This is a genomic window from Streptomyces sp. A0642, assembly GCF_004795105.1.
Classification (GTDB): Bacteria; Actinomycetota; Actinomycetes; order Streptomycetales; family Streptomycetaceae; genus Streptomyces.
Genome location: NZ_SSBL01000001.1, coordinates 433,589 through 446,683, shown reverse-complemented (window position 1 = coordinate 446,683; position 13,095 = coordinate 433,589). Strand labels below are relative to the sequence as shown.

Here is a 13,095-nt window from a genome sequence, read left to right as displayed (position 1 = left end):
GCCCGGCCCCTGCGCGGAGTGCGGGCGCGCTGCTCAGAGGTCGAGGTCGACGACCACGGGGGCATGGTCGGAGGCGCCCTTGCCCTTGCGCTCCTCGCGGTCCACATAGCTGTCCTCGACTGCGGCGGTGAACGCGGCGTTGCCGTAGACGAGGTCGATGCGCATGCCCTTGTTCTTCGGGAAGCGCAGCTGGCGGTAGTCCCAGAAGGTGTACGGGCGGTCGTACTTCAGCGCGCGGGGCATCACCTCGGCAAGGCCCTCCTCGCGCAGGGCGGCGAGGGCGGCCCGCTCGGCGGGGGTGACATGGGTGGAGCCCTCGAAGAGGGCCGGGTCCCAGACGTCCTCGTCGGTCGGGGCCACGTTGAAGTCACCGAGGACGGCGAACGGCAGCGTCCCCGCCGCGTCCGCCGCCACCGCCTTCTGCAGCGCCTCGAACCAGCGGAGCTTGTACGCGTAGTGCTCGTGCGCCACCTCTCGGCCGTTCGGCACGTACACCGACCAGAGACGGACGGGCCCGCAGGTCGCGCTGATGGCCCGGGGCTCCTGGACGCCCTCGAAGTCCGGGCCGCCGGGCAGCCCGGTCACGACGTCGGCCAGGCCGACGCGGGAGATGAGCGCCACCCCGTTCCACCGGCCCGTGGCGTGGACCGCGGACTCGTAGCCGAGTTCACGCAGCGCTTCGGTCGGGAACTGCTCGGGCGTGCACTTGGTCTCCTGGACGCACAGCACGTCCGTGCCGCTGCTCTCCAGCCAGGCCAGCAGCCGGGGCAGGCGGGCGGTGATCGAATTGACGTTGTAGGTGGCGATGCGCATGTACGTAAACCTAGCGGCTCCCACTGACAGCGGCGGGTCCGGCGCCCGTCACAGACCGGTCGACTCCCCCGGGGTCATCCGGGCATGGTCGGCGCCGCCCAGACTTCCGATCTGGCTGTCGTAGATCGGGCGGGCCAGATCGGTCAGCAGCGCGTCGTGGATGTCGATGGCGCGGCGCGGCCCGACCTCACGGACGTAGTCGATGACCTCGGAGATCTTGTTCCAGGGGGCCATCACCGGGAGCAACAGCGTGTCGACCGGCTGCTCGGGCACGGTGAGGGCGTCGCCCGGGTGGAAGACGGACCCGTCGACCAGGAAGCCGATGTTCGTGATCCGGGGGATGTCCGGGTGGATCACGGCGTGGAGTTCGCCGTGCACCTGGACGTCGAACCCGGCGGCCGAGAACGTGTCGCCGTGTCCGACGGTGTGCACGCGCCCCGGAAAGGCCGCGGCGAGCTTCCCGGCCACGCTGCGCAGCGTCCAGATCTCGGCGGCCGGGTCGGCCTCCAGACCGGCCCGCAGCCGCTCCTCGTTGAAGTGGTCGGGGTGCTCGTGCGTCACCAGGATCGCCTCGGCACCGATCGCGGCGTCCTGCTCGGAGAACCCTCCCGGGTCGATGACGAGCGTGCGGCCGCCCTTCTCCAGCCGGATGCAGGAGTGGGACTGCTTGGTCAGCGTGAGCGCGGTCGGCCCGGAGTTCTGATCGTTCATACCGCCCATCCTGCTACGCCGGCGGAGTCGTTTCGACGTGAATCACCGACTGGGCGATCGTGAAGGCGGCGCTCGCGGCGGGAATCCCGCAGTACACGGCGGTCTGGAGCAGCACTTCCCTGATCTCCGCCGGGGTGAGGCCGTTGCGCAGGGCGGCGCTGACATGCGCGGCCAGGTCCTCCAGCCGCCCGGAGGCGATCAGGGCGGTGAGCGTGACCGTGCTGCGGGTGCGCCGGTCCAGCCCTTCCCGGCTCCAGACCTCGCCCCAGGCGTAGCGGGTGAGGAGTTCCTGGAAATCGCCGGTGAAGTCGTCGGCGGCGGCCATGACACCGTCGACATGGGCGTCGCCGAGCACCTCACGGCGGATCTTCATGCCCGGCCCGTACGGATCGGCACGCCCACCGGTCTCCGCCTCGGGCTGCGCGGGAGCGGCGGTGAGCTCCGCGACGGGCAGCACGGGGGCGGACAGCCTGGGTGCGAACGAGGGCGCGGGAATGGCCGCGAGGGTGTCCTGCCAGGCCGCGGAGAAGTGCGTGAGCAGGAGATCGGTGACGGCTCCCGGCTGTTCGACCGGGGCCAGGTGGGAGGCGCCCGGGACGAGGGCGAGCCGTGCGTCCGGGATGCCCGCCACCAGCGTCCGGGCGTCACCGGGCCCGGTCACCTGGTCCTCGGCCCCGACCAGGACGAGCGTGGGGACGCCGATCCTGCCGAGCTCGCCGCGGATGTCGAAGGCGGCGAGGGCCTCGCAGGCGGCGATGTAGCAGCCGGGATCCGTGGTGCGGACCATCTGGACGGACCATTCCACGATGGCCGGCTGCGCGGCGGCGAACCCGGGCGTGAACCAGCGTTCCGGCGCGGTGCGGGCCATCGGCTCCAGCCCGTTCGTCCGGACGATCACCCCGCGCCGCCGGAACTCGTCGGCGCTGCCGAACCGGGCGGACGAGGCCACCAGAGCCAGCGAGGCGACCCGCTGCGGGTGGCGCAGGGCGAGGTCGGCGCCGATCGCTCCGCCGATGGAGCAGCCGGCGTACCCGAACCGCCGCACCCCGAGCCCGTCGAGGGTGGCCACCAGCCGGTCGGCGAGCTCCCCGACGGCGGAGGCGGCGTGCGCGGGGGCGCCGCCGTGCCCGGGAAGGTCGTAGCGGAAGACTCTCCAGTGCTGGGTGAGCTCGGGTATCTGCCGGTCCCACATGTGCCAGGTGGTACCGAGGGAGGGGCCGATCACCAGGACTGGTGCGTCTTCGGGCCCGTCAAAGCGGTATTGCAGGGTGTTCGGTGGTGTCTCGGTCACCCGGAAGACCCTCTCATCTGTCATGAGATGTCACATCGCCGGGGTGGACCTCGCGGTTACTGCTCCCTCCGTGACGGCAGGCCCGGCACCGCCGGAACCCTCAAGTGTCCAGGTAGGCACCCACCACCGTGTGCTGACGGCCCAGCCGCCTAGTCGGTCAGCAACGTTTCCATGTCTTAGAGGTAGCGGTTCAGGTCCTCGGCCCAGCCGGGATTGATCAAGTAGTGGACCGTGTTGATGGTGACCGCTGCTTCTCCGGCCACGCCGGTCGGTGTGAATCCTCGAACGCAGGCCCATTCGCCCCACGTTCGAACAGCGTGTGCAAGGCAGCGAGGCCTTCGTACAGATGACCAGCGCGGCGCAGAGATCCCTTTCGCTGGCCAACTCAACGGCACGGACCAGGCCAGGAATGCCATCCGCCATGGGGGACTGGGCCATCAGCTCCTCGCCGGCGAGTTCGGCCTTACGGCACGAGGTGCGCGGGCTCCAGTGTGCGCCGTAGCAGCACGGGGCACCGTGTTCGGGTGAGCCGGGCGCTGAGCAGGCCGATGGCCGCGCCGGCGGCGACGTCGCTGAGGTAGTGGGCGCCCGACTGCACCCGCTCGACGGCCACCAAGGCCGCCGGCACCGCACACGCCAGACCTGCGGCCGGCCAGGTGGGCGCGACGGCGGCGGTGAACGCGATGGCGGCGGCGGTATGACCGGAAGGAAACGAGGAGGAGTCGGGCCGGTCGTCGGTCTCGTCGTGCGGATACCACTCCTTCGGCGGCCTGGGCCGGTCGGCGAGTTGTTTCCCCAGACCGTTGGAGACCAATTGCCCCACCACGAGAGCCGCCAGCCCTGCAGCCGCGGCCTTGCGGCCCCGCCACCCGCCGCCCACGGCCATCGCTACGGCCGCGCCGCACCACAGCTTCGAACTCTCCGCGGCCTCCTCCGCCACCGACAGCACCCGGCCGACGCGGGCCGGAATACGCCAACCGGCTGCCTGCGCCACCAGCCGGTCTGCCCTCTGCACCTCTGCCAGCAACTTCATGAGCCGCTCATATCCCCGCATCCGCAGTCCACACCCCACATCGGCCACGAACCGCTCGCGCGGGCGTCACTCGCAAACCGCCCGGGCATGCATGCCGCTTGCCAGGCCTCACTCCAGTCGACGCCGGTCCTCCTCGTCCCACTTGCGGGTGTCACGCGGCTCGACGTACGGCTCCTCCTCGGGCGGGTGACCGCCGGCGACAGCCCGCTGACGGGCGGTCTCCGCGTCGAACTCCAAGCCCAGCAGGATCGCGATGTTGGTGATCCACAACCACACCAGGAAGATGACGACACCCGCGAAGGTGCCGTAGGTCTTGTTGTAGGAGGCGAAGTTCGCCACGTAGAACGCGAACCCCGCGGAGGTGATCATCCAGATGACCAGGGCGAGGAAACTGCCCGGGGTGACCCACTTGAAGCCGCGGACCTTCGCGTTGGGACTGGCCCAGTACAGGATCGCGATCATGAGGGTGACCAGGACGACCAGGACCGGCCACTTCGCGAGCGACCACACGCTCACCACGGTGTCACCCAGCCCGATCACGTCTGCGGCCCGGCGCGCCAGGGGGCCGGTGAACACCACGATCAACGCGCTGACCACCGCGAGGACCATCAGCACGACTGTCAGGAGCAGGCGCAGCGGCAGCACCTTCCACACGGGGCGGCCCTCGGGCAGATCGTAGACGGCATTGGAGGACCGGATGAACGCCGCCACGTAGCCGGACGCCGACCAGGTCGCCACGACCAGGCCGACGATCGCCATGAGCGAGCCGATGCCGGCGTTGCCCTGCAACTGCTGCACCGCGCTTCGGATCACATCGCTCGCGGCTCCCGGAGCGAGTTTCTCGACGTTGTCCAGGATTGCATGAGTGGCCGACTGCCCGGCGATTCCCAGCAGGGAGACCAGGACCAGCAGCGCCGGGAAGAGCGACAGGATGCCGTAGTAGGTCAGGGATGCCGCGCGGTCGGTCAGCTCGTCGTCCTTGAACTCCCTCAACGTGCCGCGCAGCACCGCCCACCACGACTTCTTCGGCATCTCGGTGGGACCATCCGGCGCCCTGCGCTCCACCTCCGCACCCGGGCCATACGGCTCCTGCTCCTCCGAGCGGCCGCTGGCATCGTCGCCGTGCTCCTGCTCCTGCTCCTCGCTGTGCAGAACAGCAGGGCCGCCACGGACGTGACGGCCATCCCCGCGCCTGTGTCCCCAACTCGTCAGCTTTTCCATACGCGAGCGGGTAACCGCAAAAGCAACCCTTCATGCGCGCACGGCAGCCTGACCGATCGAGCCCCACGGTCCCTGGCGAGACGCTTACCAGGTCGAACGAGCCGTCGTTCAGCGGGGCGGCTGGTCACCACCGGACGCTGCACTCCGCCCCCGACTACCTCGCACCCGAAGAATTCAGGGCCCCGTACCCGCGACCCCAGCGACCACGAACACCGCCTGAAATGACAGAATCCGGCCGCTACGAAACCCAGGGCAGCCCACTCTCCCGTCACCGCGTCGTTCCCAGCTCGTTCCAGACCGCCTAAGGACGGCTGATCAGATGGGCCATGGATGGTTCCTGGGAGCACATCCTTGGCTCGGGGCCGGCAGCTGCTGAGGGAGCAGATGACATCGGCTGGACTGTGTCGGCGGACTCCACCGACACCACCCGTTCACCGCCCGCGCCCCTCGCGGGCGGGGAGGCCGGTGGCGGGCGTACGCGTCCTGCGGCGGCTCGTCCATGTCCGCCTCATCGGGCCGGCAGACACCGAAGGGGCCCGGCAGTCCAGGAGCAGCCCCGGGGCGGCCACCCCTCCTGCGAGGGGGGCCTCCAAAGATCAGGGGGACCGGTCGGGAGTCGCAGCCCCGCTGCGGCCGGATTCCCGGTATTCCTCGACGCGGATCGGCTCGACGCCGGGCCGCATACGGGCGGTGTAGAGCAGCCCGTCGAGGTGGTCGATCTCGTGTGCCACGAGATTGCCGTGCACATGCGTTGGTCGATCAGCCGGACGACGCGTTCACTAAGTTGGGCCGGACCAGCCTGACGCAGTCGGGGCCCGCTCCCTGATGGAAGCAGGCCCCGACGCCATCATCGGCTACTGGCCCGAATCTTGAGCCCTTTAGCCGACCGAAACTACGGGTTCAGGCCCCGGAAAGTTCGGAGGGATCCCATGCGGTGTGGCCGTTCCAGAGCACAGCCAGGCGAGATAGCTCGACAGGCTGCCCTCGTAGTGGAACCAGTCGTCATTCCTCCCGGCCACAACGACTGTCCATTCGTCGGGCTGCCCTTGCGTGTGCCAGAAGAATTCGTCTCCGTCTATCGAGGCGCCCCACGCCAGCAACCCTCCCGATTCCGGGAAGACAGGGTAACCCCCGAACATTTCCTTCTGCGCCATACCCTCGGCAACGGCGATATCCTCTCTGGCCTCCTCGACGAATCCCGCTTCGTCACCTGGGGCCGGCGACGTCACTGTGAGCCAGTGCCCGATCTCCAGGCGAGGGTACGACTCCGCCAAAGTGATGTACTCGTCTGGCAGCCGAGTGCCCAACCCGTCGAAGACCACCTGCCAATCGATGCGCCTCGGTACCTCGAGACGCCGCGCGACCAGTCCCGGCAGCGCAGCCTCTAGGAGTTCGATACTCAACAGCCGCCTCCATTAACGTTCTTGTTTTCTATCCGTACTCTGAACAGATTACGCGTTGGGGTCGATGCCGCCATGGTGATCGCAGTCGGCCGGTCCACGTTCGGATTGCCATACTCGAGGACTGCGCCGTATGTGACGGGTTCCGTGGCGAGGGCGTCCGCCATTCTGCTCTCACACACTTTCATTCCGCTTACGTTGAAGCGTCGGTAACCCGTGAAGATGTTTTCCGGGATGTTTGCCCCGTGGAATCTGTCTCCAATGATGTGAGACCGGTTAAAGAGAGCCTGGCCTTTCGAGTCCCTCACCCCGACGGGGAACCCCTGCGGGGTGAACACATCATCTGTCTCGCGCGATCTCGGAGGCTTGAGGTCGCTGGGGCACATAAGGGCTGTCGGAGATCAGCCCAGGGCGAGCCAGCGGATGCCGAGCCGTTCGACCTGTGCGGCCTCCGCTGCGTCCAGCGGCTCCCGGCCGGTGGCCTTGCGCAGGAAGTGGGGACGGCTCCACTCCAGCTTGTCGGCCGCCGCGACGTGCTCCGCGCCCAGGAGCAGCTCCGTCACGGCGTCACCGGCCGCGGGGGTGAGCCAGGCTTCGCGTCCGAGTGCGTCGGCCAAATCGAGGCCGTGGACGGCGACTTCCACGACGCGGGTGAGGAGGAACTCCGACAGGAGCATGGCGTCGCCGTGGCGGGTCCGCACGGTCCGGCCGTCTGGTTGGGCCCGGCACAACCGGTCGACCCGCCGCCAGGTCGCGGCGAAGTTCTCGGCGAGGGCGGCACCGTCTGCTGGCCGTGCCGCACGGTCCTGAGCCAAGGCGATCCGCTTGCCGTTGGTCTGCGCCGAGAAGCGGTCGTCGGGGCGGTAGTACTCCACTGCGGAGATCTTCGCCTCGCCTGGTTCCGGCGCGTCCAGCATGGCCGGAAGCCAGTCGATCACCACGCATACGTGCCCGAGCAGGTCGCGTACGGTCCAGGGAATGCAGCGCGTCGAGAGGTCCCACTCGGCCTCGGACAGTCCGGCCACGGCGTCGCCGAGAGCTCCGCATTCCAGCTGAAACGCTTCGAGAACCTGGTCGTGACCCACGCCGTGTCGCCTTCCGTCCGTTCGCTGTCCCATGCTCGCTTCGCCGTCCCGCCGGTTCCGCTCCGCGCGCACTTCTCAGATCATCGACACGCCTGTCGAAGCGGTGCCGGTTGCAGACCGCAGGAAAAAAAGATCGCCGGGCAGCAGCCAGGCTGCTGCGCCGATCGCTTTCACGGGGCGTGCGATAGGTTCCCCAGTCATGACCGAATCCGGAACCTTCGTCTGGCCGCCCGTCCCGATACCGACCGAACGGCTCATGCTCCGCGCGTCCGAGGCCCGGGACCGCGCGGCGTTCGTCGAGTTGTTCGCCTCGCCCGAGGTGGGCACCTACATCGGCGACACCCGGCCCCGCGACGAACTCGAGCGCGCACTGCCCGAAGTGCCGGGCCGACGTCCCGGCTGTTTCGTGGTCGCACGCGACGGAACGATGATCGGCATGATCACACTCGATCCCCGCGGTGCCGAGCGCCGGGGGCACGTCCGCCCCGAGGCCGGAGAGGCCGAGCTCGGTTACCTGTTCCTGCCCGAGGCGTGGGGACATGGTTACGCCTTCGAGGCGTGCGCGGCGGCACTCGACTGGTTCACCAGCACGTGCCCTGGCGAACCCGTGGTGCTCTCCACCCAGAGCGCAAACGACCGGGCGATGCGCCTCGCGGCGAAGCTGGGCTTCACCGAGGTCGAGTGGTTCGAGGAGTACGGCGCCGAGCAGTGGTTCGGCGTGCGGCCCCCGGCCACGCCGGCCGGATGAGGGGAGCCGCCATGACAGGGATCGCGCTGATGTCGGATCCGAAGGTCGTCGCCATACCCGTGGTCGAGTCCGGCGAACGCCTCGTGGACGTCCGTGTCGGCGGCCGTCTGCTCGTCGACACCCGCAAGCAGGACCCCCGCGGACGCCTTCGCCCACCTGAGGGAAGGCGCGCTGGAACGGCTGCTCACTGCACAGACGATGCTTCCGGCAGGCTTGCGGCTGCTGTTCGTCGAGGGCTACCGGCCGCCCTCCCGCCAGCGGGAATACTTCGAGGAGTACGCTGGCCGACTGCGGGCCGCGCCCCTGGCTGGTCCTCCTGTGAGCTCCACTCGGCGGCGAGCAGGTACGTGTCACCGCCCGACATCGCTCCGCACAGCGCCGGCGCGGCCGTCGACCTCACCCTCGCCGATGCCGACGGGCACGAGCTGAACCTGGGCACGCGCATGAACGCGGACCCGGAGGAGAGCGCCGGCGCCTGCTACACCCACGCCCCGAACATCAGCGAGGAAGCCCGCGCCAACCGGAAGCTGCTGGGCACCGTCCTCACGGCCGCGGGACTGGTGAACTACCCCCCGGAGTGGTGGCACTGGTCCTTCGGGGACCGCTACTGGGCCCTGCTCACAGGAAAGGCCGCGGCCCTCTACGGCCCCAAGGAACTCGGCTAGCGCAGCTGACCGACCAGACTTCCTGTTCCGGCCCGGGCAGCACACCGGCGGCGAGCCGCCCGCCCTGGTCCGGCAAGAGGAATTGTCAAGACTTGTGGATGAGGAGTGGTTGCCTGCCGGCAGGCGAAGGGACTTGAGTCTCCCGTAGGGGGAGACACGAAGGTAGGGACATGAACGGCGACACGCTCTACTCGATCGGCGAGCTGGCTCGACGGACCGGTCTCACGGTCAAGACCATTCGGTTCTACTCCGATCGCGGAATCGTGGCGCCGACCGACCGCAGCCCGGCCGGCTACCGCCTCTACGGCATCGACGCCGTCGCACGCCTGGACCTCGTGCGTACCCTGCGCGAGCTGGGACTGGACCTTCCCACGATCCGGAAGGTCGTGGACCGCGAGCTCTCGCTTCCCGCGGTCGCCGCGGCGCACGCCGAAGCACTGGGGGTGCAGATCCGCGTCCTGCGCCTGCGGCGCGCGGTGCTGACGGCGGTGGCCGAGCGCGGGTCCACACCTGAGGAGACAGAACGCATGCACCAGCTGGCCCGGCTTTCCGAGGACGAACGCAGCCGTCTGATCGGCGAGTTCCTCGACGCCGTCTTCAGCGGTCTTGACGCCGCCCCCGCATTCGCGGGGGTCATGCGCTCGATGACCCCCGAGTTGCCCGACAACCCGGAGGCGGAGCAGGTCCAGGCGTGGGTGGAGCTGGCCGAAATGTCCCTGGAACCGGGTTTCCGCGCCGTCGTGCGGCGGATGGTCGAGGACCAGGCGGCCGAGCAGACCCGAAGCGACGTGACGGCCCCGCGCCGCGACATTGCCGCAGCCGTCCGTGACCAGGCCGGTACGGCCCTGGCCGTCGGCATCGACCCGGCCTCACCCCAGGCCGATCCGATCGTCGCGCAGTTCACGGCGTACTACGCGCACCTCCTCGGCCGCCCCGACGACATCGAGCTTCGCCGCCGGCTGGCGACTCGGCTTGAGAGCGTGAACGACCCCCGCAGGGAGCGATACCTCCAGCTGCTCGCAGTGGTCAACGGCTGGCCGGCCCCGGAGAGTCTGGCTCCATTGTTCGACTGGTCCGTCCAGGCTCTGCGCGCCCGGACACAGCAATGACGGGGCGGTCACAAGGCGGCATGGGACCGACGCGGCCGGCGTCCTCACCCACGAACTCCGCCAAATCGCTGCGGAGTCGCTCGACATCCCCCAGTTCCACACCTCGAAGATGCCCACCACCAGGCAAGATCACTCAAGGTAACGAAGCACTACTAGTGCGGACGGATAAACGGGTGCGATCGCCGTTCCAGCACCCGAGAGAGTCACCGACGGCGGCAGACGCGCCAGCGCGTTCGACCTCGGCGGAGCCACACCGCAGTGCTCCGGGGTGGCTTCGCCGTCTCCCGGATCCGCGCATAGATCCTGTCAGGGCAGACCGCGATGGGGCCCCGCCGTGTCACCGGCGTACCACACAGCCATCACCAACTGGGCAGACCCTCGCGGACCAAGAGACTCCGACCTGCAATTCCATGCCCGTTCTGGACTGGCATGGACGTGCCTGGACAGTCTCTACAACCTGTGCCAGGTGGTACCGAGGGAGGGGCCGATCACCAGGACTGGTGCGTCTTCGGGCCCGTCAAAGCGGTATTGCAGGGTGTTCGTAGTCGTCTCACTCACCCGACCACGCTCCCACGTCTCACATTTCTCTCGCGACAGGGGTCGGAAGACCGGTCAGACCACTCCAGACATCCGCCGCAGAACGAAGATCCTCAACGTTCGGCTTCACGTACCAGTGCTTCGTCGTCCTGGCATCGGCGTGCCCCGCCCAGCGGGCGAGAAGGTGAGCAGGAACTCCATGGTTCGCCAGGTAGGTGAAGCAACGCGCGCGGGCATCGTACAAACGCACCCGCCGCAGCGCGTTACCGGCCATCACCTTGTACGCCTCCTCGCGCAACCGCCGCACCTCGAGCGGCGCCCCGAGGTCGCCCACCAGCACATACCCGCTGGCCTTGTACGCCTGCCCCGCCGCCAGCCTCTCGGCTGCTTGCCGGTCCTTGAAGCTCCTGAGGGCTTCTCCGGCTGGAGCGGGAAGTGGAAGGCTCCGCTCGCCGGCCAGCGACTTCGTGTCCTTCTCCACCACGGTCGTGTTCCCCATCAACGTTCGAGTGTTGGCAACGGCCAGGGTGGCTCGGTCCAGATCCAGATCTGCCCAGCGCATGCCGCACACCTCCGCCAGCCGCAGACCCCTCAGCGAGAGGAGGAAGGGGGCGTACAGCCGGTGGTCCTTCACGGCAAGCACAAAGGCACGGACCTCCGCGACACTCCAGGGCGGCACCTCCGCCTTGGCCCGGCGCTCGGCCTTGCGCACCTTCCGGGGGATCGTCACTTCCTGGGCGACATTCACCGCGACCAGGCCCCGTGTCACGGCCCGGTTGAGGGCCTCCTTCAGCCGCGTGAGGGGCGACTGCACGACGGCCCGGCGACACACGGATGACCGTGGGGCGGGCATGCGCGGGGCCCTGTAACGGGGCCACCCACGAGAACCCGCTCTGCGTACCCTGGGCGCCGCCGCCTGGGAGCCGACCGCTCTCCCCCGCCGAAGTCGAGGACCTTCACCACGACGGACGACGAGATGAGGATGTTGCACGGCTTGATGTCCCGGAGCATGACCCCGGCCGCAGAGCCCCCAGGTGCCGACAGATACCCGGGCCTCTCTGTGGCTGGCCTGGCGCTCTGGCCTCAGTGGTTCGCCGGGGGGTGGTCGGGGCGGCTGCGGCCGCCTCTGGCGTCCCTGAGTAAAGCGCGGACGGTGCGGGTGCCGGTGTCGTACAGGTGCAGTGCCGTGCGGGCCCCCCTCGTCGTCAAAGTGCCGGGTGGTGGGGGCGAGGGTGTTTCAGGGTGCGGTGTACGACGCCCAGGACGACGGGGCAGTCTACCCAGGCGGCCGACACGCCTGGTTCCGCAAACGAGAGCTCACGCAACAATCAGACGCAACTTGGCGCAGAACGGGCTCGAAAGCCAGAAGACCGCGCGGCGGCACGGCATCGATCCGCGGTCACCCACCCCAGCGCCGCCGCGCTCCCAAGGCTCGGCGTCTGCGCGGGAATGCCCCGCGAGCAGGTCGCCGGCCCGCCACACTGCCTCATGCCCTGTCTGACTGGGAGCGGCCCGCGTCGTCTACGGGGGCGGGCGTCGGGTGGGCACTCACCACCGTGTACTCACGGCCCGGCCGCCTCATGCGGGCAAGGTCACGACCCATGGCACCGCAGCGCCGGTCCGCATCCGGTGATCGTGCAGACGGCCCAGGAGAGTTCGATGCTCGCTTCCGCTACCCCCGCATCACGCTGTGGCGGACTCTGCCGCGATCAGGCCGGCCATCCCGAGCAACGCAACGCCGGTGGCACGGTCCAGTCGGCGGTGGGCCTGACGGCTCATTCGCGCCGCCCTGATCACGCTGCCCGCAGCGGCGAACACTCCGGCCGCCACTGCTTCCGCGATGAGGTACAAGGCACCGAGGATGGCGAGTTGGGCTGTGACGGAGCCTCGACCGGTACCGACGAACTGCGGCACGAAGGCGGTGAAGACCAGCACGGCCTTTGGGTTGCTGATCGCGACGAGGAACTCCTTACGCGCCAACGCGGTCAGGGTCGGCCTCCTCTGCCCTGAGGTCTTCACGATGGCTTCGTCCGGTGCGCCGCCCCGCCGGAAGCTAGCCCACAGGATGGTGGTTCCCAAGTAGGTGAGGTAGACGACGCCGGCCCACTTGATCAGCGTCAGTGTCCACACCGACGCCGACAGCAGCGGTCCCAACCCAGCCACGACCGCGACCACGAGGATGGCGAACGCGATGAGCCGTCCGCATACCCCCACCATCGAACCGCCGAAGCCTCGCACCATGGCGTGCCGCAGAGCCAACAGGTTGTTGGCTCCGGGAGTTAGTGCCACTAACAGCGCCATCGCAAGAAAGCCCGTGATCCACACTTTTATCGTCCTTCCGGTAGTGCATTGCCGTTGGTGATGTCGGGGAGTTTCCATCCGGGCGAATCGGCCTCATGGCGCCACTCAGGGCCGTCCCGCAATTCCCGGTGGATCAGCGCGCGGCGTCAGATGCCATGCATCGCAAGGCGGAGGGGCGTCC

The 13,095-nt window shown here is 68.9% G+C and carries 12 protein-coding genes and 1 pseudogene; 3 read left to right on the top strand and 10 right to left on the bottom strand.

What is annotated here, in order from left to right; all coding sequences use genetic code 11:
* Positions 1-33: 33 nt before the first annotated feature.
* The 8 genes from E6R60_RS01810 to E6R60_RS01770 all read right to left on the bottom strand — a co-directional run bounded on the left by E6R60_RS01810 (position 34) and on the right by E6R60_RS01770 (position 7,554).
* Complete coding sequence (locus tag E6R60_RS01810) at positions 34-813, bottom strand: exodeoxyribonuclease III (protein ID WP_136324554.1); 780 nt, start codon at positions 811-813, stop codon at positions 34-36.
* A gap of 48 nt (positions 814-861) precedes the next feature.
* Positions 862-1,524 carry an MBL fold metallo-hydrolase gene (locus E6R60_RS01805; RefSeq protein WP_136324553.1) on the bottom strand — a complete coding sequence of 221 codons (663 nt, stop codon included), beginning with the start codon at positions 1,522-1,524 and terminating at the stop codon, positions 862-864.
* Positions 1,525-1,537: 13 nt separating this feature from the next.
* Positions 1,538-2,839 (bottom strand): alpha/beta fold hydrolase, encoded by a 1,302-nt coding sequence (locus E6R60_RS01800; RefSeq protein WP_240802356.1) that lies wholly within the window; start codon positions 2,837-2,839, stop codon positions 1,538-1,540.
* A gap of 439 nt (positions 2,840-3,278) precedes the next feature.
* The gene (locus E6R60_RS01795) at positions 3,279-3,848 is read right to left on the bottom strand and encodes a phosphatase PAP2 family protein (RefSeq protein WP_136324552.1); all 570 of its coding nucleotides are present in this window, start codon (positions 3,846-3,848) and stop codon (positions 3,279-3,281) included.
* 108 nt (positions 3,849-3,956) lie between these two features.
* Positions 3,957-5,069, bottom strand: coding sequence for a YihY/virulence factor BrkB family protein (locus E6R60_RS01790; protein WP_136324551.1), 1,113 nt, complete (start codon positions 5,067-5,069; stop codon positions 3,957-3,959).
* A gap of 596 nt (positions 5,070-5,665) precedes the next feature.
* Complete coding sequence (locus E6R60_RS37745; protein WP_276613935.1) at positions 5,666-5,800, bottom strand: hypothetical protein; 135 nt, start codon at positions 5,798-5,800, stop codon at positions 5,666-5,668.
* A 147-nt stretch (positions 5,801-5,947) separates the two neighbouring features.
* Complete coding sequence (locus tag E6R60_RS01780) at positions 5,948-6,472, bottom strand: SMI1/KNR4 family protein (protein WP_136324550.1); 525 nt, start codon at positions 6,470-6,472, stop codon at positions 5,948-5,950.
* 398 nt (positions 6,473-6,870) lie between these two features.
* Entirely contained in the window at positions 6,871-7,554 is a 684-nt protein-coding gene (locus E6R60_RS01770; protein WP_240802355.1) for a maleylpyruvate isomerase family mycothiol-dependent enzyme, read from the bottom strand.
* 199 nt (positions 7,555-7,753) lie between these two features.
* On the opposite strand from E6R60_RS01770, the gene E6R60_RS01765 reads away from it, so the two are divergent.
* The 3 genes and pseudogenes from E6R60_RS01765 (at position 7,754) to E6R60_RS01755 (ending at position 10,076) form a co-directional block, all read left to right on the top strand.
* Positions 7,754-8,302 (top strand): GNAT family N-acetyltransferase, encoded by a 549-nt coding sequence (locus tag E6R60_RS01765; RefSeq protein ID WP_136324547.1) that lies wholly within the window; start codon positions 7,754-7,756, stop codon positions 8,300-8,302.
* Positions 8,303-8,313: 11 nt separating this feature from the next.
* Positions 8,314-8,967, top strand: a pseudogene (locus E6R60_RS01760) (M15 family metallopeptidase).
* A gap of 170 nt (positions 8,968-9,137) precedes the next feature.
* Entirely contained in the window at positions 9,138-10,076 is a 939-nt protein-coding gene (locus E6R60_RS01755) for a MerR family transcriptional regulator (protein WP_136324546.1), read from the top strand.
* Between the two features lie 577 nt (positions 10,077-10,653).
* On the opposite strand, the gene E6R60_RS01750 is transcribed toward E6R60_RS01755, so the two are convergent.
* Both E6R60_RS01750 and E6R60_RS01745 read right to left on the bottom strand, forming a co-directional pair.
* Positions 10,654-11,427 carry a site-specific integrase gene (locus E6R60_RS01750; protein ID WP_240802354.1) on the bottom strand — a complete coding sequence of 258 codons (774 nt, stop codon included), beginning with the start codon at positions 11,425-11,427 and terminating at the stop codon, positions 10,654-10,656.
* An 869-nt stretch (positions 11,428-12,296) separates the two neighbouring features.
* Positions 12,297-12,938 (bottom strand): LysE family translocator, encoded by a 642-nt coding sequence (locus tag E6R60_RS01745; RefSeq protein ID WP_206309288.1) that lies wholly within the window; start codon positions 12,936-12,938, stop codon positions 12,297-12,299.
* Positions 12,939-13,095 lie beyond the last annotated feature (157 nt).

Excerpts from the sequence above, each read along its gene's own strand:
- E6R60_RS01810 (WP_136324554.1), bottom strand. The coding sequence starts at position 813 with ATGCGCATCGCCACCTACAACGTCAATTCGATCACCGCCCGCCTGCCC.
- E6R60_RS01755 (WP_136324546.1), top strand. The coding sequence starts at position 9,138 with ATGAACGGCGACACGCTCTACTCGATCGGCGAGCTGGCTCGACGGACC.
- E6R60_RS01795 (WP_136324552.1), bottom strand. The coding sequence starts at position 3,848 with ATGAAGTTGCTGGCAGAGGTGCAGAGGGCAGACCGGCTGGTGGCGCAG.
- E6R60_RS01765 (WP_136324547.1), top strand. The coding sequence starts at position 7,754 with ATGACCGAATCCGGAACCTTCGTCTGGCCGCCCGTCCCGATACCGACC.
- E6R60_RS01800 (WP_240802356.1), bottom strand. The coding sequence starts at position 2,839 with ATGACAGATGAGAGGGTCTTCCGGGTGACCGAGACACCACCGAACACC.
- E6R60_RS01805 (WP_136324553.1), bottom strand. The coding sequence starts at position 1,524 with ATGAACGATCAGAACTCCGGGCCGACCGCGCTCACGCTGACCAAGCAG.
- E6R60_RS01790 (WP_136324551.1), bottom strand. The coding sequence starts at position 5,069 with ATGGAAAAGCTGACGAGTTGGGGACACAGGCGCGGGGATGGCCGTCAC.